The 19,688-nt window shown below is 64.3% G+C and carries 19 protein-coding genes; 17 read left to right on the top strand and 2 right to left on the bottom strand.

Translation table 11 applies throughout. The features are described from left to right. Nucleotides 1–18: 18 nt before the first annotated feature. Entirely contained in the window at nucleotides 19–1,233 is a 1,215-nt protein-coding gene (locus tag FQ746_RS15695; protein ID WP_144110282.1) for a CaiB/BaiF CoA transferase family protein, read from the bottom strand. Nucleotides 1,234–1,456: 223 nt separating this feature from the next. Here FQ746_RS15695 and FQ746_RS15690 point away from each other — a divergent pair, with 223 nt between their 5' ends. From FQ746_RS15690 to FQ746_RS15675, 4 genes are all read left to right on the top strand, one after another. After that, nucleotides 1,457–2,896, top strand: a complete 1,440-nt coding sequence (locus FQ746_RS15690) for an MFS transporter (protein ID WP_144110333.1) — start codon at nucleotides 1,457–1,459, stop codon at nucleotides 2,894–2,896. Between the two features lie 151 nt (nucleotides 2,897–3,047). Next, nucleotides 3,048–3,506, top strand: coding sequence for a hypothetical protein (locus FQ746_RS15685; protein WP_144110281.1), 459 nt, complete (start codon nucleotides 3,048–3,050; stop codon nucleotides 3,504–3,506). A 66-nt stretch (nucleotides 3,507–3,572) separates the two neighbouring features. Further along, nucleotides 3,573–3,989: a MarR family winged helix-turn-helix transcriptional regulator gene (locus FQ746_RS15680; RefSeq protein ID WP_144110280.1), complete on the top strand. Its 417-nt coding sequence runs from the start codon at nucleotides 3,573–3,575 to the stop codon at nucleotides 3,987–3,989. A gap of 54 nt (nucleotides 3,990–4,043) precedes the next feature. Continuing rightward, nucleotides 4,044–4,328: a hypothetical protein gene (locus tag FQ746_RS15675; protein ID WP_144110279.1), complete on the top strand. Its 285-nt coding sequence runs from the start codon at nucleotides 4,044–4,046 to the stop codon at nucleotides 4,326–4,328. 137 nt (nucleotides 4,329–4,465) lie between these two features. Here the strand turns inward: FQ746_RS15675 and FQ746_RS35225 are convergent, their stop codons facing one another. Next, the gene (locus FQ746_RS35225) at nucleotides 4,466–4,837 is read right to left on the bottom strand and encodes a DUF2382 domain-containing protein (RefSeq protein ID WP_144110278.1); all 372 of its coding nucleotides are present in this window, start codon (nucleotides 4,835–4,837) and stop codon (nucleotides 4,466–4,468) included. Between the two features lie 459 nt (nucleotides 4,838–5,296). On the opposite strand from FQ746_RS35225, the gene FQ746_RS15665 reads away from it, so the two are divergent. The 13 genes from FQ746_RS15665 (at nucleotide 5,297) to FQ746_RS15605 (ending at nucleotide 19,685) form a co-directional block, all read left to right on the top strand. Then, a complete protein-coding gene (locus tag FQ746_RS15665) occupies nucleotides 5,297–6,403 on the top strand; it encodes a porin (protein WP_260854073.1) in 1,107 nt (368 codons plus the stop codon). Nucleotides 6,404–6,553: 150 nt separating this feature from the next. Beyond that, nucleotides 6,554–7,360 carry a GntR family transcriptional regulator gene (locus FQ746_RS15660; protein ID WP_144110276.1) on the top strand — a complete coding sequence of 269 codons (807 nt, stop codon included), beginning with the start codon at nucleotides 6,554–6,556 and terminating at the stop codon, nucleotides 7,358–7,360. 31 nt (nucleotides 7,361–7,391) lie between these two features. Further along, complete coding sequence (locus tag FQ746_RS15655; protein WP_144110275.1) at nucleotides 7,392–8,597, top strand: ABC transporter substrate-binding protein; 1,206 nt, start codon at nucleotides 7,392–7,394, stop codon at nucleotides 8,595–8,597. Between the two features lie 8 nt (nucleotides 8,598–8,605). Then, nucleotides 8,606–9,478 (top strand): branched-chain amino acid ABC transporter permease, encoded by an 873-nt coding sequence (locus tag FQ746_RS15650; RefSeq protein ID WP_144110274.1) that lies wholly within the window; start codon nucleotides 8,606–8,608, stop codon nucleotides 9,476–9,478. Nucleotides 9,479–9,481: 3 nt separating this feature from the next. After that, nucleotides 9,482–10,510 carry a branched-chain amino acid ABC transporter permease gene (locus tag FQ746_RS15645; protein WP_144110273.1) on the top strand — a complete coding sequence of 343 codons (1,029 nt, stop codon included), beginning with the start codon at nucleotides 9,482–9,484 and terminating at the stop codon, nucleotides 10,508–10,510. Continuing rightward, nucleotides 10,503–11,321, top strand: a complete 819-nt coding sequence (locus FQ746_RS15640) for an ABC transporter ATP-binding protein (RefSeq protein ID WP_144110272.1) — start codon at nucleotides 10,503–10,505, stop codon at nucleotides 11,319–11,321. Before FQ746_RS15645 ends, FQ746_RS15640 begins: the two co-directional genes overlap by 8 nt. Beyond that, a complete protein-coding gene (locus FQ746_RS15635) occupies nucleotides 11,318–12,028 on the top strand; it encodes an ABC transporter ATP-binding protein (protein WP_144110271.1) in 711 nt (236 codons plus the stop codon). Before FQ746_RS15640 ends, FQ746_RS15635 begins: the two co-directional genes overlap by 4 nt. 4 nt (nucleotides 12,029–12,032) lie before the next feature. Continuing rightward, a complete protein-coding gene (locus FQ746_RS15630) occupies nucleotides 12,033–13,301 on the top strand; it encodes a 3-isopropylmalate dehydratase large subunit (protein ID WP_144110270.1) in 1,269 nt (422 codons plus the stop codon). Then, nucleotides 13,298–13,843, top strand: coding sequence for a 3-isopropylmalate dehydratase (locus FQ746_RS15625; RefSeq protein WP_144110269.1), 546 nt, complete (start codon nucleotides 13,298–13,300; stop codon nucleotides 13,841–13,843). Before FQ746_RS15630 ends, FQ746_RS15625 begins: the two co-directional genes overlap by 4 nt. After that, nucleotides 13,837–15,519 carry a hydantoinase B/oxoprolinase family protein gene (locus FQ746_RS15620; RefSeq protein WP_144110268.1) on the top strand — a complete coding sequence of 561 codons (1,683 nt, stop codon included), beginning with the start codon at nucleotides 13,837–13,839 and terminating at the stop codon, nucleotides 15,517–15,519. Before FQ746_RS15625 ends, FQ746_RS15620 begins: the two co-directional genes overlap by 7 nt. After that, nucleotides 15,516–17,612, top strand: a complete 2,097-nt coding sequence (locus FQ746_RS15615) for a hydantoinase/oxoprolinase family protein (RefSeq protein WP_144110267.1) — start codon at nucleotides 15,516–15,518, stop codon at nucleotides 17,610–17,612. Before FQ746_RS15620 ends, FQ746_RS15615 begins: the two co-directional genes overlap by 4 nt. A 10-nt stretch (nucleotides 17,613–17,622) precedes the next feature. Further along, on the top strand, nucleotides 17,623–18,252 hold the full coding sequence (locus FQ746_RS15610) for a cysteine hydrolase family protein (RefSeq protein ID WP_144110266.1): 630 nt from the start codon (nucleotides 17,623–17,625) through the stop codon (nucleotides 18,250–18,252). Next, nucleotides 18,249–19,685, top strand: a complete 1,437-nt coding sequence (locus FQ746_RS15605) for an FAD-dependent oxidoreductase (protein ID WP_144110265.1) — start codon at nucleotides 18,249–18,251, stop codon at nucleotides 19,683–19,685. Before FQ746_RS15610 ends, FQ746_RS15605 begins: the two co-directional genes overlap by 4 nt. The last annotated feature ends 3 nt before the right edge of the window (nucleotides 19,686–19,688 follow it).

The following is a 19,688-nucleotide window of genomic DNA, read 5'->3' as shown; positions in this document are numbered from 1 at the left end:
GTCGATTAGATAAAGCGCCTAGCGGACGACGCCTTGCTCTACGAGTTGGTCGATGTCGTTCTCGCCATAGCCGATTGAGACGAGCATCTCACGTGTGTGCTGTCCCAACGCAGGCGGTGCCGCATGCTGGCTGCGACGCAGGCCGGCGATGGTGAACGGCAAGCCGACGACCCGATGCGTGTCGTCCGGTGCCATCGGCAAGGCCTGCACGATGCCCGCTGCGTTGACCTGTTCGCTGGCGAGCATCTGCTCGACGTTATTCATCGCGCTGCATGGCGCGCCGTGGGCATGCAGCCGGCGCTCGATATCCTGCGTAGTCAGTTCTCGGGTCCGCTCTTCAATCAGACGATGCAGGTCGTTGCGGTGCGCGACGCGTTGCGGGTTATCCGCAAAACGGGCGTCAGCGGGAAGATCGGGAAGTGTCAGCGCCTCGCAGACTTTTCGGAAGAGCCGATTGTTTCCCGCAGCGATGAACACGGCGCCGTCGGCGGCTTCGAACAGTTCGTACGGAGCCGTCATTGCCACTGCCGTACCCATCTTTTTCGGCAGATTCCCGCTTGCGCGATAGTTGGCAATGAACAACGTCATCCAGCCGACGCCTGTTTCCATCAGACTTGCTTCGACCGTTGTGCCTACGCCCGATCGCTCGACTTCGCGAAGGGCAGCGAGAATGCCCATCGCCGCCCACATGCCCGTCCCCATGTCGATGAGCGATACGCTGACGCGCGCTGGCGCATCGCCTTCGGAACCGGTGACACTCATGATCCCGGTAAAGGCTTGCATCAGCGGGTCGTAGCCGGGCAGGCCTCGCATCGGCCCTTGTTGACCAAATGCGCTGATCGCGCAATAGACCAGTTTTGGGTTGATCGCCCGCAGATCTTCGTACCCGAGGCCGCGCGCTTCAGCACTGCCCGGCTTCAGTGAATGCACGATCACGTCGCTGTCGCGAACCAGCTGCTTGACGATTTCCCGTCCGCGCGCCTGATCCAGGTCGACGCTCAAGCTTTTCTTGTTGCGGTTGAGCGCCAGGAATGTCGCCGATTGCTCGCCGCATGCGGTCGGCATCCATGCGCGGGTATCGTCGCCGACGACCGGGCGTTCGATCTTGATCACCTCCGCCCCCATGTCACCCAGGATCTGGGTGCAATACGGTCCCGCAACGTTCTGCGTCAGATCGATCACGCGGACTCCGCGCAAGACCCCATTCACCGGCGTAGCTACGTCTAACGTCATCGCGATTCTTCCTCCGGACCACCTATGTGCTTGCTATCAAGTCTGGCGCCCAGCTCGCCCGTTGTCTTTTGGGGTAAACATGTATTGTTGTACGTACAAGCTAAAAATATAGTCAATTTCAGGTTGGCCCGGATGTTCGGCACGTGTGTGATCGGGCTGTGGCGCTGGACCGGGCAACTTGCAGGCCGACTCGAGATCGGCCGATCATGTCAGGAGACAATCGATGGCTTCTTCATACCCCGCATCCGGTGTCCAGCCAGGTGTTACGACTGCTCACGCCCTGCATGCCGGGATCAGCGCAGGCTCCATTTCTGCCCGACTCGACCGGCTTCCCGCGACCCGTTCGATCTGGATTCTCATCGTTTTGCTGAGCCTGGGTTTCTTTTTCGAGCTTTACGATCTTCTCTATACGGGCTATGTCGCACCGGGTCTCATCAGGAGCGGCATTCTTACCGCGACGACGAAAGGACTGTTTGGGGCGACGGGCGTGGCCAGTTTCATCGCTGCACTTTTTTCGGGTCTTTTCATCGGTACGATCGCCTGTGGCTTTCTGGCGGATCGCTTTGGGCGGCGCGCCATTTTCACGTATTCGTTGCTGTGGTACACCGTGTCCAACGTAGTCATGGCGTTCCAGTACGGGCCGGTAGGGCTCAATTTCTGGCGCTTCATGGCGGGTCTCGGTATTGGCGTGGAACTGGTGACCATCGGGACATACATTTCCGAACTGGCGCCGAAGCACGTTAGAGGGCGCGCATTTGCGTGCGAGCAGGCAGTTGGCTTCGCGTCGGTACCAGTCGTCGCCTTTCTCTCCTACCTGTTGGTGCCGCGCACAATCCTTGGCCTGGAAGGCTGGCGGTGGGTCGTGCTGACTGGCGCACACGGCGCGCTGTTCGTCTGGTGGATCCGTCGGAAGGTGCCGGAAAGCCCGCGCTGGCTGGCGCAACAGGGTCGTCTGGACGAAGCCGATCGCGTCATGTGCGACCTCGAGGCACGCGTCGAAAAAGATCTGGGGCACGCGCTCTTGCCGCCCGGGCCACCTGCGGCGGTCGCCGAGCGCGGCCGCTTCCGTGACATGTGGGCAAGGCCTTATGGTTCGCGCACGCTGATGCTTTCAATTTTCAATCTGTTCCAGACGGTGGGCTTTTACGGTTTTGCCAACTGGGTACCGACGCTGCTCGTCAGGCAGGGCATTACGGTGACGACCAGTCTCGCGTTTTCGAGCCTGATCGCAATCGCTGCGCCGGTAGGACCGCTGATTGGTTTTTTCATCGCCGATCGCTTCGAGCGCAAAACGATGATCGTGCTGATGGCGGGAGCGATCGTCGTGTGTGGTCTGTGTTTCGCTCAGACAACCAATATTGTGTTTCTGGTGGGACTCGGTGTTTGTCTCACACTGGCGAACAACATCATGTCGTACAGCTTTCATGCGTATCAGGCGGAACTCTTCCCGACGGGTATCCGCGCCCAGGCTGTCGGCTTCGTCTATTCGTGGAGCCGGTTCTCCGCTATTTTTACGGCCTTTCTGATCGCCTTTGTGTTGCGCGAGTTCGGGGTGGCGGGCGTGTTCACGTTTATTGCGGGGGCAATGTGCGTGGTCATGCTTGTCATTGGTCTAATGGGCCCACGCACCAAGGGCATCGCTCTCGAGGACATATCCCGGTGACAGGTTCGGGAGAGCAGCACTGCGCCCCTGCACATCGCCCGGAGGAGTCCACGAAGCAGGGGCCGCCGCTTCGCTGCCGTTGCCGACGGCCCGGGGCGTCGACACCGCGGCAGGATGTGCAATCGGTTGTCTGGTCCATTTCGCATCGACCATGCGACGCAAGCGGATCGAGCCACTAGCCGACGTGCTCGAGGATATCTGCGGCGCGCTTACGTTGCTGAAACGAGGCGAGCTGGTTTCGGAGCGCGCACTTGCCGCGCGTGAACGGTTGCAAGCCGTGTTGTTCGAATCCGTCGACGCATTCGACTCGCGCAGGGGTTTATTTGCGTCCCATGAACGCGTGCTGCAAGACCGGAAATTGCTTGATGCCACGGAAAGGCCTGGTTACGCGACGCTGAGCTTATTCTGGGTGCTGGGCGATGTGCGGTTAGCGCGCGAGACTATAAGCCCAACACTCTTCGGGCTCCGCCAGTTGCGGGTGCAACTGGCGGAGCCCGAAGAAGGTTTGCTGATATCGCAAATCGAAGCGGCAAACCGGCACTTGTGCGGCGTGGTCGGCCTTATCTGGCATCCGGCTAAGCGGGGCCGGGACGTTCGCGATCAGGGCTGATATCAGCGCGGTCGCGCACGTGAGATTTTAGTTGCCTTGCTAACCATATTGGTATTTAATGGCCCCATGTTTGATCATTGTCTCTACTTCAATTCATCGGCACTGGCGCGCCTCGTCGAGCGTGAATGGGCTGCCGTTTATGCGCCATTCGGGCTGACACCGGCGCAGGGGTTCGTGTTGCGTGTCGTGCTTGCCACTCCCGGCTGCCTGAGCAGTCAGGTTGCGGACACGTTAGGCATTGCTCGTCCCACAGCCACCCGACTCCTCGACAGTCTTTCGGAAAAGCAACTGGTCGAGCGTCGTCAGGCAGAGTCGGATGGCAGGGAGTGGGGGGTCTACCCAACCCGCTCAGGAAAGGCGCTCGACCGGCCTATCAAAGAGGCTAGCGCGGAGATTGCGAAGTCACTGCGTACGAAGGTTGGGCCTGCGTTGTTCGAATCGGCGGTCTCCAGCATGCACGGCGTAAGAAAAGCGCTTTCCTGATGCCTGATTTTTTCAATTCAAATAGTTGCCATGCTAACTAACGGAGAATATTAAATGAGAGACGTATCGGCACGGCATGCGCCTTCCGCGGAAAGTTTGCATCGAGCATCGTGGAAGTCGGGGGATGCGGCGCGATGGACACTCGGCATCGTCATTACGGTAGTGGCAATTGGAGCGTTGCTCCTGGCGGTCGTGCTGGCGCCGGCAAGCATCCGCGCGAATAACAGCCTCTGTCTGGAGCAGATCGCGAACGATGAGCACATAAATCTTGAAGCGTTTTTCCAAAGTCCCGTTGAACAGGACGCTTTTGTGCAAGCCGTCGCGGTGTGTTCGCGTTGAACAAGCAAAGTCTTGACGCGAACGACGATATTACAAAGCGTCCGACATCTATTCCGGTCGTGGTCGAAGTCGACATCGGCTCGACGCCCATCCATGCTCGAACGCCGAGGCACGGACGGGAACCTTAAATAACCAGACTACGGACGAATAACCGGTGCACCTGCCGCGTCGCTTGCAAGAACGCCAGGCGATGAACCTTCGACCCGTTCAACCTCGACCTTCGTTCCCTTAAGTGTCTCGTTGATCGTCTCCGTGCGTTCCGACGCCACCTTGCCAACCGTAACTTCCTCGACCACGTGCGCGGTCTTGTCCGGATCCACGCCGTCGTGTTCCGGAACGTAGGGACCCTGTTCAGGGTGGTCCTTCCCTTTTGGTACAAGCGTCTCGTCCATGTTCCCGTGCGGGCGCTGTTCGATCGTACCGTCCGCTTTCTCGGTAACGTCGCCGTTACCGACTGCCTGGCGACGTTGGTCGGCGCGCTCGACCGGATCTGAGGGTTCGGGGTTCATGGTTTTCTCCTTGAGTGTTTACGTTTCAGCGCAACACGAGTGCCTGGAGACCACATGATTTTTCTGCATTGCGCCCTGACGTCCACGCCCGACCACTTCGCTCCACCAAGCCCGCCTTCAAATCGCAGCCTTATCCGTTCTTTCCCGATAGAACATCTATTAATTCGTTTGTTCCATTGACGATACATTCTGGCGCTTTTATCGTCGGCGCCATGAAAACAAAGCGTCTTCCCGACATGTGTCCCGAGCATCGTCCCGTTTGGCGCGAGTAGTTCCGTCATAGCGCCCGGCCACTAGACAGCAACTGTTGCAAACACTCTCCCGAGTCCGTCAGGCCCCGGGTGGGACACGTGCACCCCGGTTTTTCGTCACTTCGATTTTCGTCAACCAAAAAGGCAATCTAGACCTATGAAACACAAGCTAATCGGCGGTCTGTGCGGTGGGCTGTTCGCGACATGCATGGCTTCTCAAGCTAATGCGCAATCGAGCGTTACGTTATACGGGGTGATCGAAGCGGCGATCGTCTCGCAGAACCATGCGAGCCCCGGCGGCGGACACGTGCTGTCGTTGAACCAGGCCGGTGAGGGGTTCCTCTCTGCGAGCCGGGTGGGCTTTCTCGGTACCGAAGATCTGGGCGGCGGCATGAAGGCGCGCTTCGTGCTCGAAAACGGCTTCCAGTCGAATAGCGGCCGCTTCGACCAGCAAGGTCAGCTGTTCGGCCGCCAGGCCTTCGTCGGACTCTCGGGCCACTGGGGCGAGTTCGACTTCGGCCGTCAATACAACGGCGCGGTGGTCGCCATTTCGATGGTCGATCCGATCTTCATCGGTGCGCCGCCGACCAACTCCTGGCTCGTGTTCCTGACTGGCCAGCGCGACGACAATACGATCGCGTACACGAAAAAGTTCGGCGCGTTCGGCGTCAACCTGCATTTCTCGCCGGGCGGTGTGGCCGGCTCGTGGAACGCGCGCACGTCGTTCGCGGGCGGTCTCTCTTATGAAGACCACGGCGTCGTGGCGACGAGCGAATTCCAGCAGACCCGCGACTCGCAAAGCCGTACCGCCAAGACCTGGTCGGTCGGTGCGAAGTACGATCTCGGCACGGTGCGTCTATATGGCGACTATCTGCAAAGCCAGCGCGATGCCGGCTTCGATGTATCGAACGGCGGTACCGACTACGGCTCGATTACCAACATGAGCACCGCCGCGACGCCGACTACGGTGGCCGCGATGGGCTCGGTGTTCAGCGCCGCGCGCCGCGACCAGTTCGCGACGCTGGGTGCGAGCTACAACTTCACGCCCGCCTTCATGCTGCTGGGCGTGTTCATGTACGACCTGACCTCGGCCAGCAACTTCAGCGGCGCGCGCAAGACCGGTTACGCGGTCGCCGATTACTCGCTCTCCAAGCGCACCGACGTGTACTTCGCGGCGGCCTACGAGCGCGTGAATGGCGACTGGTCGGGTCTGTTCGGCACGACTACGACGAACTGGACGGGCGGCTCGAGCGCACGGCTCAATGGCGCGAGCAGTCAGACGAGCTATTACGTAGGCCTGCGGCACCGCTTCTGAAGCCATCGTCGGTCGGGTTGGGAAAGGGGTGAGCGGCGTGTCCGTTTCATGGCAAGCACGGTAGAACATTTAGGTGTTTTCCATATAGAACAATTTGCAGGCTTATTTGTTCTATTGACCGAACATTAAGACACTTTTAGAGTGAATGTCATGGAAACGACGCTCCCCCTACCGAAGTATCACCAGATCTACCTCGTGTTGCGCGAGCAGCTTCAGGAAGGACGTTTCGACGACGAGGGCGTGCCCGGCGAACATCTGCTTGCCGAGCAGTTCGCGGTGGCGCGCATCACGATTCGCAAGGCGATGGAAATGCTGGTCGCCGACCGGCTCGTCACGCGCCGTCCCGGAGTCGGCACCTGGCCGTTGCGCGCGGAGGCCAGCAAGAAGCAGGGCGAGGCCAAAGGCGCGCCGGTATCGCGGCAGAAAGCGCATCTCACCGGCCTGCTCGAGAACATCGTCAACATGGGTTTGCGCACCAGCGTGGAGGTGATCGACAGCAGCATCGTGCTCGCCTCGGACGCGATCGCCGAAGCGCTCGACGTGTCGATTGGCGACCCGGTCTACAAGAGCATGCGCGTGCGTAGTACGTCGACGGGACCGGTCTCTTTCATCACGACGCACGTGCCCCAGGCGGTCGCCGAAATCAACCGCAAGGACCTCAAGCGCAAGCCCTTGCTGATGCTGCTCGAGGAAGCCGGCGTGCAGCTCGGCGGCGCCACGCAAACCATCACCGCCCGTCTCGCGGACGCCCAGGTGGCGCGTCACCTTGACGTGGCCGTCGGTTCTGCACTGCTCGCGGTCACGCGACTCGTGCGCGATACCGACGAGCGTCCCGTGCAACTGTTGCAAGGCCTTTACCGGCCCGACCGGTATCAGTATCAACTGCAGCTTTCCCGTGTCGGCGACATCGACGCCAAGGTCTGGGTCAGCGAAGAACTGTCCGCCACATTCAACTAAAACATCCAACCAAGCATCCAACGGAGTTTCCATGAGTTCGCGTCGCACATTCCTGCGTCAGTCTTCTGCCGCGGCCGCGCTGGTTGCAGCCCCCTGGGTCGCGCGTGCCGCCGGCGCCAAAACGATCAAGGTCGGCGTGCTGCATCCGGTGACGGGCGCGTTGGCCTATTCGGGCCAGCAGTGCCGCCTGGGTGCGTTGCTGGCCATCGAAGACATCAACAAGGCGGGCGGCATCCACTCGCAGGGCGGCGCGCTGATCGAGGCGGTGCTGGGCGACGCGCAGTCGCGCCCCGAGGCGGGCTCGGCCGAGGTCGAGAGAATGAACGAGGCGGGCGTCTCGGCCATCGTGGGCGCGTTCGCGTCGGCCATCTGTCTGGCCACCACGCAGACCGCCGCGAAGTACGGCCTGCCGCACGTGGTCGACGTCGGCGTGGCCGACCAGATCGTCGAGCGCGGCCTGACCAATACATTCCGCTTCGGACCCGGCTACAAGATGTGCAGCTCGCGCGCGGTCGAGAATCTCAACGCGCTGAACACGGCGGCGGGAAAGCCCGCGAAAACCGTGATGATCGTGCACGAAGAGTCGCTGTTCGGAACCGGCACGGCGAATCTGCTGAGCGCCGAGTTGCCGAAGTACGGGTTCGAAATCAAGGAAGTCGTCAAGCATCCGAACCCGACGCGTGACTTCAACAACATCGTGCTGCGCATGCGCGCGGTGAATCCCGACATCGTGATTCCCGCCAACTACTACAACGAATACGCGCTGCTGCTGCGTGCGATGAAGCAGCAGAAGATCCGTCCTAAAGCGATCTATTCGGTGCTGGGCGGCGCGGCATCGAGCTACAAGTTCCTGAAAGAGTTTCCGGATATCGCCGACGGCATCATCGACTGCAATCACTGGTTCAATCCCAAGGACCCGCGAGCGCTGGCGCTGCGCAAGCGCGTCGAGGCCCAGGGCGCTTACTTTTCGTACGAGGTGTTCATGACCTACACGGCCATGACGCTGCTCGCGGATGCGCTGGAGCGCGCGAAGTCGGGCGATCGCGCGGCGATCAACGCGGCCCTCTCCGCCAGCACGTTCAAGGATCACCTGATGCCTTACGGGCCGACCCATTTCGTCAACGGCCAGAACACCGGCGCGCAGCCGTTGCTCACGCAGGTAGTGGGCGGCGATATCCAGGTGGTGCTCCCGCCGAACTACCGCCAGGTTGCGCCGGTCTTCCCGCTCAAGAGCTGAGGCACAGCATGTTCGATCCTGTCATCCTGCTATCGGCGTTGCTGAACGGACTCACGACGGGCGCGGTGTATGCGCTCATCGCGCTCGGTCTGACGCTGATCTACGGCGTGCTGCACATCATCAACTTCGCGCACGGCGCGGCGCTGATGGTGGCGTTGTACGCGGTCTATCTGCTCAAGGAACGCCTCGGCATCGACCCGTACCTCGCGCTGGCGATCGTGGTGCCCGGCATGTTCGTGTTCGGCTACGCGCTGCAGCGCTTCGTGATCAACCGGGCAAGTCATGGCAAGGACGAGAACATCCTGCTCGTCACGCTCGGCCTGTCGATCGTGCTCGAGAACCTCGCGCTGGTGTGGTTTCACTCCGATACGCGCAACATCGAAACGGCTTACACGCTGTCGACCATCGACGTCGGCCCGGTGATGATCGCGCTGCCCAAAGTCATCGCGTTCTTCGGCGCGCTGGTGGTCGCATTGCTGCTGTTCTTCGTCATGCGCTTCACGGATCTCGGCCGCGCGATCCGCGCGGTATCGCGAGAAAAGCACGGGGCGAAACTGATGGGCATCGACGTCGAGCAGGTCTATGCCATCTCGTTTGGCATCGGCATGGCCTGCGTGGGCGCGGCCGCGTGCTTCCTGTTGCCGACTTACTACGTGAATCCGCAGGTGGGCGGCGGCTTCGTGCTCGTGGCGTTCACCGTGGTCGTGCTGGGCGGCATGGGCAGTTTCGCCGGCGCGCTGCTCGGCGGTCTGCTGATCGGCGTGGTCGAGGCGCTCGGTGGTCTGTGGTTCGGCGACTCGCTGGGACAGATGGGCATCTTCGCGATTTTCATCGTCGTGCTGCTGCTGCGCCCGCAGGGTCTTTTCGGTGCGAGGGTCTAGGCGATGCGTGACGTCCGTTTCATCCTGATCTTCGGCGTGATCCTCGCTGTGGCCGCGGCGCTGCTGCAGTCCGGCGTCGTGCTCACGTTTCTGATGATGTCGCTGTATGCGGTACTGCTCGCGCAGTCCTGGAACATTCTCGGTGGCTATGGCGGGCAGCTGTCGTTCGGCCATGCGCTGTTCTTCGGCGTCGGAGCTTACGTGCAGGCGATCGCGCAGTTGAGCTGGGGCTGGAATCCGTGGCTCGCGCTGCCGGTCGCCGTGCTCGGCGGTGTCGTCGCCGGTCTGGTGGTCGGGCTGCTGACATTCCGCGGCGGCCTGAAAGGCTCGTACTTCGCACTGGTGACCCTGGCATTCGCGGAAGTCGCGCGCATCATCGCGGTCTCGGTGCCGTTCACCGGCGGCGGAGTGGGTCTGATGGTGCCGCTGCATACGGGCGCCGCCAACCTGCAGTTCGGCTCGCGGCGCGGCTACGTGTACCTGTTGCTGGTTTTCGTGATGGCCGCGCTGTTCGTCACGGCGTGGCTGCGTCATTCGCGCTTCGGGGCATACCTGCAGGCGGTGCGCGACAACGAAAGCGCTGCTCGCGCGATCGGTGTCGACCCGGTGCGCGTCAAGCTCGGGGCGATCGTGTTGTCGGCGGCGTTCATGAGCGTGGCGGGCGCCTGTTATGTGCAGATGTTCCAGTACATCGATGCCGGCATTGCGTTCGGCTCGACCATTTCCATCGAGGCGCTCGTCGGCGTGATCGTCGGGGGCGTGGGGACGTTGTGGGGGCCGGTGCTCGGAGCGGCGGTGTTGTACGCGCTGGGCGAGGTGACCCGTAACCTGTTCGGCGAGTTGCCCGGCATCAGCATGGTGATCTACGGCGTGGTGCTGGTCGTCATCGTGATGTTCCTGCCGCGCGGCATCAGCGGGATGGGGCTGTCCGTGCGCCGCGTATTCAGCCGGCAGCTTGCCCCGGACGCCGCTAATGGCAACCCTTCCACCCAATCCAGCGTCGGCAAGCGCAAGGAGAAAGTCCGTGTCTGACGCGCTATTGCAGGCTCGCGGTCTGTCCATCACGTTCGGCGGCCTGAAGGCCGTGCAGGACGTGACGCTCGACGTGATGCCGAACACGCTCACCGCGCTCGTCGGTCCGAACGGCGCGGGCAAGACCACGCTGTTCGCATTGCTGTCCGGCTTTCTGAAGCCGGGTGCGGGCCGCGTGCATTACCTGGGTCGTGACATCACCGGCATGGCGCCACATGAATCGGCGCGGCTCGGACTTACGCGCACGTTCCAGATCGTGCAGCCGTTCGGTGCGCAGACCGTGCGGCAGAACATTGCGGTCGGCGCACATCTGCATGAGCCGGATCGGCGCGCGGCGCTGGCCGCCGCCGAGGAAGTCGCGGTTCGGGTGAACCTGCAGAACAGTCTCGATCAGCCCGCCGCGGACCTCACCGTTGGCGGCCGCAAGCGTCTCGAACTGGCGCGCGCGCTGGCGACCAAACCGCGCCTGCTGCTGCTCGACGAAGTGCTCGCCGGACTGAACCCCAGCGAGATCGACGAAATGATTCCGGTGATTCGCGGCCTCGTGCAAAGCGGCGTAACGGTGCTGATGATCGAGCACGTGATGCGCGCGGTGATGAGCCTCGCCGAGCACGTCTGGGTGCTGGCGCAAGGTCGGCTGATCGCGGGCGGCACGCCGCGCGAGGTGACGTCCGACCCGGCGGTGATCGAGGCGTATCTGGGCCACGGCACGGCCGAGCGGCTCGCACGCGAATCCGCACCGTCGTCGGTGGCCGCACCCGACACGGCACACAAGCCGCACGGCGGAGTGCATCAGGGAGGCCGGGCATGAGCGCCTTGCTGGACATCACAGGCCTGCGCACCGGCTATGGCCGGACCGAAGTGCTGCGCGGCGTGGATCTGCGCGTCGACGAAGGCGAAATCGTCGTGCTGCTCGGCAGCAACGGCGTGGGCAAATCGACGCTGAACAACACCGTGTGCGGCATCAATCCGGTCTGGCAGGGGGACGTGCGCTTCGACGGCCACGAACTGACCGGGCGGCACTATCGCGACGTAGTCAAAGCCGGCCTGATTCAGGTGCCGGAGGGGCGCCGCATTTTTCCGAATCTGAGCGTGCGCGAAAACCTCGAACTCGGTTCGTTCTCGCGCGGCAGGCCGAATCGCGAACGCAACCTCGCCCGGATGCTGGAGATCTTTCCGCGCCTGGGCGAGCGGATCGATCAGGCGGCCGGCACGATGTCCGGCGGCGAACAGCAGATGCTGGCAATCGGCCGCGGGCTGATGGCCGAACCGCGTCTGCTGATTCTCGACGAACCGTCGCTGGGTCTGTCGCCCCTGATGGTCGAGGAAATGTTCACGCTGATCCGTCGCCTGCAAGGCGAAGGACTCGCGATCCTGCTGGTCGAGCAGAACGTCGGACAGTCGCTGGAAATAGGCCAGCGCGGTTACGTGCTGGAAAACGGTCTGGTCCGTTATTCGGGCTCGTGTGCGGAATTGATGGCGAGCGACGACTTGCGTCGCGCCTATCTGGGGATGTAGTCGAATGGCAGTAGCACAAACACTTGCGCAGAAACTGATTGCGGCCGCCTGCGGCCGGCCGCAGGTCGAAGTCGGAGAAATCGTCACGTGCGATGTCGACCTTGCGATGTTCCATGATTCCAGCGGCCCGCGCCGCCTTCAGCCGATGCTGGAAGACCTCGGCGCGACGCTGTGGGACAAGTCGAAAATCGTCCTCGTGATCGATCACTACGTCCCGGAAGCCGACGACGAGTCGCGCCGCATCGTGCGCATTGCCCGCGACTGGGCCAGCGCGCAGCGCTTGCCAAACGTGTACGACAGTGTCGGCATCTGTCACGTCGTTTTGCCGGAGCATGGTCATCTGCGCCCGGGCATGTTCTGCGTGGGCGGCGATTCGCATTCGCCCACGGGCGGCGCGTTCGGTGCGTACATGTTCGGCATTGGCAGCACGGAGATGCTCGGCGTCGCGGTGTCGGGGCAGATCTGGGTGAAGGTGCCCGAGACCTTGCGGATGAACTGGCGCAACCGTCTGGCGCCTGGGGTAACCGCCAAAGACATGATGCTGCATATGATCGGCCGCTTCGGCATGAATGGCGGCCGCTATCAGGCCGTCGAATTCGGCGGCGAGGCGGTCGCCGCGCTGTCGATGCAGGAACGCATGACCCTCTCGAACATGAGCGCGGAATTCGGCTCGCAGGTCGGCCTCGTCGCGCCGGACGACGTGACGCTCACGTATCTGCGCGAGGTTGGCGTGGAGTCCGACATCGACGTCGGACGCTGGCAGAGCGATCCCGACGCCCGCGCAGAGGACTACGAGTTCGACGCCGCCTTGCTGGCGCCGCAGGTTGCCGCGCCGCACAGCCCCGCGAATACGCAGGACGTGAGCACGTTTACAGGTGTGCCCGTGCAGGTCGCGTATATCGGCGCGTGCACGGGGGCCAAGCTCGAAGACTTGCGGGCAGCCGCCAGCGTGCTGCGTGGCCGGCGGGTCGCCGATGGCGTGCAACTCGTCGTTGCGCCAGCCAGCCGGCGCGACCAGACGCGCGCGGCAGAGGAGGGCGTGATGGCCGTGCTCGAAGAGGCCGGTGCGCAATTGCTGGCCACGAGTTGCGGCGCCTGCGCCGGATACGGCGGCTCGATTCCCGAGGGCAGCACCGTTATTTCGAGCACCGCACGCAACTTCAAGGGGCGCATGGGCGCGGAATCGGCGAGCGTCTATCTGGGCTCGCCCTTTACCGTGGCGGCGTCCGCGTTGCGCGGTTTCATCACCGATCCTCGCGAGGTGCTCGCATGAATGACGACGCCTTGCAACCCGCAGCGGACACCCAGGCGCCGGCAGGTCATCGCGTCTGGCGTGTCGGCGCGGATATCGATACCGATGCACTCGCTCCCGGCGCGTACATGAAATTCGGCATCGACGAGATTGCCCGTCATTGCCTGCAGAACCAGCGTGCCGACTTCGCGGCGGGCGCACGGCCGGGAGACGTGGTCGTGGCCGGACCGAACTTCGGGATTGGCTCGTCGCGCGAGCAGGCGGTGGCCGCGCTGGTTCACCTCGGCATTCGCGCGGTGATCGCCCCCGCCTTTAGCGGGCTGTTTTTCCGCAACGCCTTCAATCTGGGTCTGCTGCTGCTGACCTGTGCCGACGCCGGAACGATCGGCGAGGGCGAACGGGTCACGATCGATGCGCGCCGCGGCCTGATCGGCCGCGCCGACGGCGGCGAACTGACCTGCGAACCCTTGCCCGGCTTTCTGCTCGACATGGTCGATGCGGGCGGCCTGCTCAAGCTGCTCAAGCAGCGCTACCCCACACAACACGGAGTCATCTCATGCTAGATCCGGTCACGCTGGCGGTCCTCAAAGGCCGGCTGGAACAGATCGCCGACGAAATGGACGCGACCCTGTACCGCAGTGCCTTCAATCCGATCATTGCCGAGGCGCACGACGCCTGCCACGGCATCTACGAAGCCGCAACCGGCGCGACGCTGGTGCAGGGCAAGTCGGGGCTGCCGGTGTTCGTCGGCGCGATGGCGTTCGCGGTGAAAGCGGCCATCCGCGTCGCCGCCGAGCGTGGCGGCATGGTCGACGGCGATGTGTGGCTTTTCAACGATCCGTACGAAGGCGGCACGCACGCGAACGACTTCAAGCTGGTGCGTCCGGTGTTTCGCGACGGCAAGCTGTTCTGCTTTCTGGCCTCCGCCGCGCACTGGCACGACGTGGGCGGCGCGGTGCCGGGCAACTACAACCCGGCCGCAACCGAGTGCTGGCAGGAAGCGGTGCAGATTCCGCCGGTGCGTATCGTGCGGCGCGGCGAACTCGACCAGGATGTGCTGGCCATCCTGAAGGCCAATACGCGTCTGCCGGACAGTCTGTGGGGCGACCTGAACGGGCAGCTGGCTGCGCTGGAACTCGGCGCGCGCCGCCTTGCCGACCTGCTCGACGACTACGGCGACGCGACCGTGCTCGAATCGCTTGCCTTGCTGCGCGAGCGGGCGGTCAAGCTGATGCGCTCGCACGTGGCCGCGTTGCCCGATGGCGAGTATGCGTTCGACGACATGCTCGATAACGACGGCGTGCGCGACGAACCGCTGAAAATCGCACTGCGCATGCGGGTCGCCGGCGATACGCTGACGCTCGACTTCACCGGCACGTCGCCGGCCTGCGCGGGTCCGGTCAACATCTCGCGCGCCACCGCGATTGCCGCCTGTTACGTCGCGCTGAAGCATCTGTTTCCCGACGTGCCCGCCAATGCCGGCGTACTCGACGCGGTGTCGTTCGTGCTGCCCGACGGTCTCGTGATTTCCGCCGACCGGCCGCGGCCCGTGGGCGGCTACACCGAAACGATCCTGCGCATGATCGACGTGATCTTCTGCGCGATGGCGCAAGCCGCGCCCGAACTCGCGATGGCGCAGGCCTACGGCACCATCAACGCGTTGTCGATTGCGGGGCATCGCAGCGACGGTCCTCGCAAAGGTCAGCGCTGGGTGATGTTCAGCTTCTTCGGCGGCGGTCACGGCGGCCATTCGCAGGGCGACGGCCTCAGTCACGGTAACGCGCCGATTTCGACCGCCACCATTCCGCCGCTGGAAATTCTCGAAGCGGCCTATCCGGTGCGTTTCACGCAGTGGGCGTTGCGCCCCGACTCCGGCGGCGACGGCAAGTATCGCGGCGGGCTTGGCGCGATCTACGAGATCGAATTGCTGGAGCAGGAGGCCGAAGCGTTCATCTTCGGCGAGCGCGGCCGTTCGGCGCCCAAGGGGATTGCGGGCGGCGAGGCATCGGTGCGTAACGTGTTTCGCTACGAGCAGGACGGCGAATGGCATACGCCGCCGATGGCCTCGAAGATGCTCGGCATCCGCCTCAGGCACGGTGAGCGCGTACGGCTGGAAACGCCGGGCGGCGGCGGCTACGGCGCGCCGCAGGAACGTGCGGAGGCAGCACGCCGGCGCGATCGCGAAATGGGTTATGTCACGAATGGTGTTACCGCGGATTTGAAGGAGCAACAAGCATGAAGGCTGCTGCACAGGGTTCGCTCGTCGTTGGCGTCGACGTCGGCGGCACGTTCACCGATCTGTTCGTCCTCGACGAAGCCGCCGGCACGGCGCGCGTCGTCAAGGTCCCGTCCACGCGCGGCGAAGAAGCGCGCGGTTTCATGAACGGCATCGAGCGGGTGGCCGAAGCCGATGCACGGGATCGGGGCGAGACGGCGGGTGCGGGTGCCGGTGCCGGGGCCATCGCGACGATCGTCCACGGCACCACGGTGGGCACCAACGCCCTCCTGGAGCGCAAGGTTGCGCGTACCGGCATCATCACCACGACCGGCTTTCGCGACGTGCTCGAAATGCGTCGTCGCGACCGGCCGCGCACGTGGGGACTGCGCGGCAGTTTCGAGCCGGTGGTGCCGCGCGATCTGCGTCTCGAAGTCGACGAGCGCGTGCTGGCCGACGGCACCTTGCATACGCCGGTGGACCTCCAGCAGGTGGAAGCCGCTGCGCGCCAGTTGCTCGAACGCGACTGCGAAGCGGTGTGCGTGTTCTTCATCAACGCCTACGCGAATCCGCAGAACGAAGCGCAGGCGGTAGCGGCGGTGCGCAAGGTATGGCCGAACGCGAACGTCACGGCGGCGACCGAAGTCCTGCCCGAGATCCGCGAGTTCGAACGCTGCTCCACGGCGACACTGAACGCCGCGTTGCAACCGGTAGTGGGCAGTTATCTCACGCGGCTGGAAAGCGATCTGAAGGCGCATGGCTTCGGCGGCGAACTGCTGGTGGTGCAGAGCAACGGCGGCATCATGTCGCGTCAGACGGCCTGCGACGTGCCGGTTCGCACGGCGCTGTCCGGGCCGGCGGCGGGCGTAATCGCGTGCGCGGCGATCGGCCGCGCGGCCGGCTTTCCGAACCTCGTCACGGGCGATATGGGCGGCACGTCGTTCGACGTCTCGCTGGTGGCGGGCGGCGAGGCATCGCTCTCCGCGCAGACATCGATCGACTTCGGCATGGTGGTGCGCGCGCCGATGATCCAGATCGAGACAATCGGTGCGGGCGGCGGCTCGATTGCCTCCGTCGATGCGGGCGGCCTGCTGCAGGTCGGGCCGGAATCGGCCGGCAGCATTCCGGGCCCGGCGTGCTACGGACGCGGCAATACCCGTCCGACCGTGACCGACGCCAACGTGCTGCTCGGGCGCATCGCGGCCGAGCGGCCGCTGGGCGGCGGCCTGCTCGCCCGCATGGACGCCGGCAAGTCGCGCGACGCGATCGACCTGCATGTGGCCGCTCCGCTGGGTCTGGACACGTATGCCGCGGCCGAGGCGATCCTGACCGTGGCCAACGCGAAGATGGCCGGCGCGATCCGGCTCGTCTCGATCGAGCGCGGTCACGATCCGCGCGAATTTGCCTACATGCCGTTCGGCGGCGGCGGTGCGCTGCACGTGTGCGCGATGATGCGCGAAGTGGGCACGACGACCGGCATCGTCCCGCGTTTTCCGGGCGTCACCTCGGCGATCGGCTGCGTGATCGCCGACATGCGTCATGACGCGGTGCAGACGCTCAACCGCGGCCTGGCCGAACTCGATATCGACGATCTGCGCGCGCGAGTCGCGAGCATGGCCGAGGCCTGCCAGCAGCGGCTCGACTCCGCGGGCGTCGCGTTCGAGGCGATGCGCGAGTCGATCGAACTGGACATGCTGTACGTCGGCCAGAGCCACACGGTGCGCGTGGAAGTGCAACGCGACGCGCTGGATCGCGCCGCGCTCGGCGCCGCCTTCGAAGCGGCGTATCGCGCGGAGTTCGGGCGCGCGCTCGACGGCATGGCGGTACGCATCATGAACCTGCGCTACGCGCGCATCGGCGTGCGGCCGAAGTTCGATCTCGCGGTGCTCGCGCCGAAATCCACCGTCATGCCGGAATCGCTCGGTACGCAGGCGGTTTTTCATGCGGGGCGATGGTGGGATGCGGTGCGCTTCGCGAGGCTCGACCTGCCGGTGGACGCGGTCGTGGCAGGCCCGGCGATTCTCGAACAGGCCGACACGACCATCTGGCTGGAGCCCGGTTTCGAAAGCCGGGTCGACGCGCTCGGCAATCTGCTGATTACCCGTCAGGCGAGCTGAGGAGACTGTCATGAGCACTTCCGGCACGACCCTCGACGCGCGACGCACGGCGCTTGTGATCGTCGATCTGCAGAACGATTTCGTGAGTCCGGGCGGCGCGTACGATCGCGGCGGCGCGGTTTCGGCGGCGGCGCGATCGTTGCCCGAGCGCGTGGCGCCGGTTGCGCGCGCACTCAAACAGCGAGGCGGTCTGGTCGCCGCGAGCCAGTTCACGCTGTGGCCCGACGCGCACGGCGAGCCGATGATCTCGCCGCATCTGAAACAGCTGCGGCCGTTTCTGCGGCGCGGCGATTTCGTCGCTGGTTCCGAAGGCCACGCGACGGTCGGCGGGTTAGCCGCATCGGTCGATGTCGCGGTACTGAAGGTCGCGTATTCGGCGTTCTTCAACACGCAACTCGACTGGGTGCTGCGCCGGGCAGGCATCGAGACCGTGGCCGTGTGCGGCATCGTGACGAATGGCGGCGTCGCCAGCACGGCGCGCGATGCGCATATGCGCGACTATCGCGTGCTCGTGCTGGGCGACGGGTGTGCGGCTTCGACCCAAACCGCGCACGATGCAGCGCTCGCCGATCTGCAAACCGTCGGCGAAGTCACCACCTGTGACGCGTTCACGCACCGTTTGCAGGGAGGTGATGCATGAGCGCGCCGCTGATCCGGACCGGTCCGTTGCCGGAGGTGAGCGGACAACCGGTGCCGCACGTTCCGGTGGTGATCGTCGGCGCGGGCGCGTGCGGGTTGACCGCTGCGCTGCATCTCGCCGATGCCGGCATCGAGGTCGTGGTGCTCGAGCGGGACGGCGTGCCGAGCGGCTCGACGGCCCTGTCGTCCGGTTTCATTCCGGCGGCGGCCACCGCCGCGCAGCGCAGCGCCGGTATCGACGACAACGCAACGTGGTTCGCCGACGACATCATGGGCAAGACCCACGGTACGGCCGCGGTGCATCTGGTGGACGCCTATGCGCAGGCGTCGGGTCCGGCGCTCGACGAACTGGCCCGGCACGGGCTCGACTTCGAAGTGCTGGACGGGTTTCTCTATCCGGGCCACAGCGTGCGCCGCATGCACAGTCTGCGCGAGAAGACCGGCGCCGCGTTGATCGCCGCACTCGAGCGGGCCGCGCAGGCGGCAGGCGCCACCATCATGACGCACGCGCTGGTGCGTGAGCTTTGGCTCGACGACGACGGCCGGGTGACGGCCGTCGGCTTCGAGCGGCCCGATGGCGAACGGGAGTCTCTGCGCTGCGACGTGCTGCTGCTCGCTTGCAACGGCTTCGGCGGGAACCTGTCGATGCGCGGCGAACTGCTGCCGGAAATGGCGTCGGCAGTCTACGGCGGGCATGAAGGTAACGATGGCAGCGCGATTGCGTGGGGTCGGCAGCTCGGCGCGCGGCTGGCCGACCTCGGCGGCTATCAGGGCCACGGGTCGTGGGCGAGTCCGCATGGCGTGCTGATTTCGTGGGCCGTGATGATGGATGGCGGCGTGCAGATCAACTCGCTCGGGCAACGCTTTCACGACGAGACGCTGGGCTATTCGGAAGCCGCCGTGCATGTTCTCGCGCAGCCGGGTGGCGTCGCGTGGAATGTGTTCGACGACACGACGCTGGCTCTGGCGCGAAGCTTTCCCGACTTCCGCGATGCGGAAGCGGCCGGCGCGCTGAAAACCTGCGCGGATACCGCGGCGCTTGCAGCGCTTATTGGCTGCGACGACTCTGCACTGCGCACGACGCTCGCTAGCATCGCGCCCGGCATCGCGGATGCGCACGGCCGCACATTCACGCGCAGCCTGAGCGCGCCGTATTACGCGATCAAGGTGACCGGCGCGCTCTTTCACACGCAGGGCGGGCTGGATATCGACGCCGCGTGCCGCGTGCTGCGCGAAGACGGCACGCCGTTTCCGAATCTGCTGGCGGCCGGCGGTGCGGCCCGCGGGGTGTCGGGTAACGCGGTATGGGGTTACCTGTCGGGTAACGGACTTTTGAGCGCGGTAGCGGGCGGTCATATCGCCGCTCACACCGCACGCGCGACGCTGGCTGCGGCGGATGTACCGCCCGGCCGCTCTTCTGAATTGCAAGGATGATCG

This window comes from Paraburkholderia sp. BCC1886, from assembly GCF_900996245.1.
In the GTDB taxonomy this organism is placed as follows: Bacteria; Pseudomonadota; Gammaproteobacteria; order Burkholderiales; family Burkholderiaceae; genus Paraburkholderia.
The sequence above is the reverse complement of the archived record's forward strand: the minus strand, read 5'-3'. Positions and strand labels throughout refer to the sequence as shown.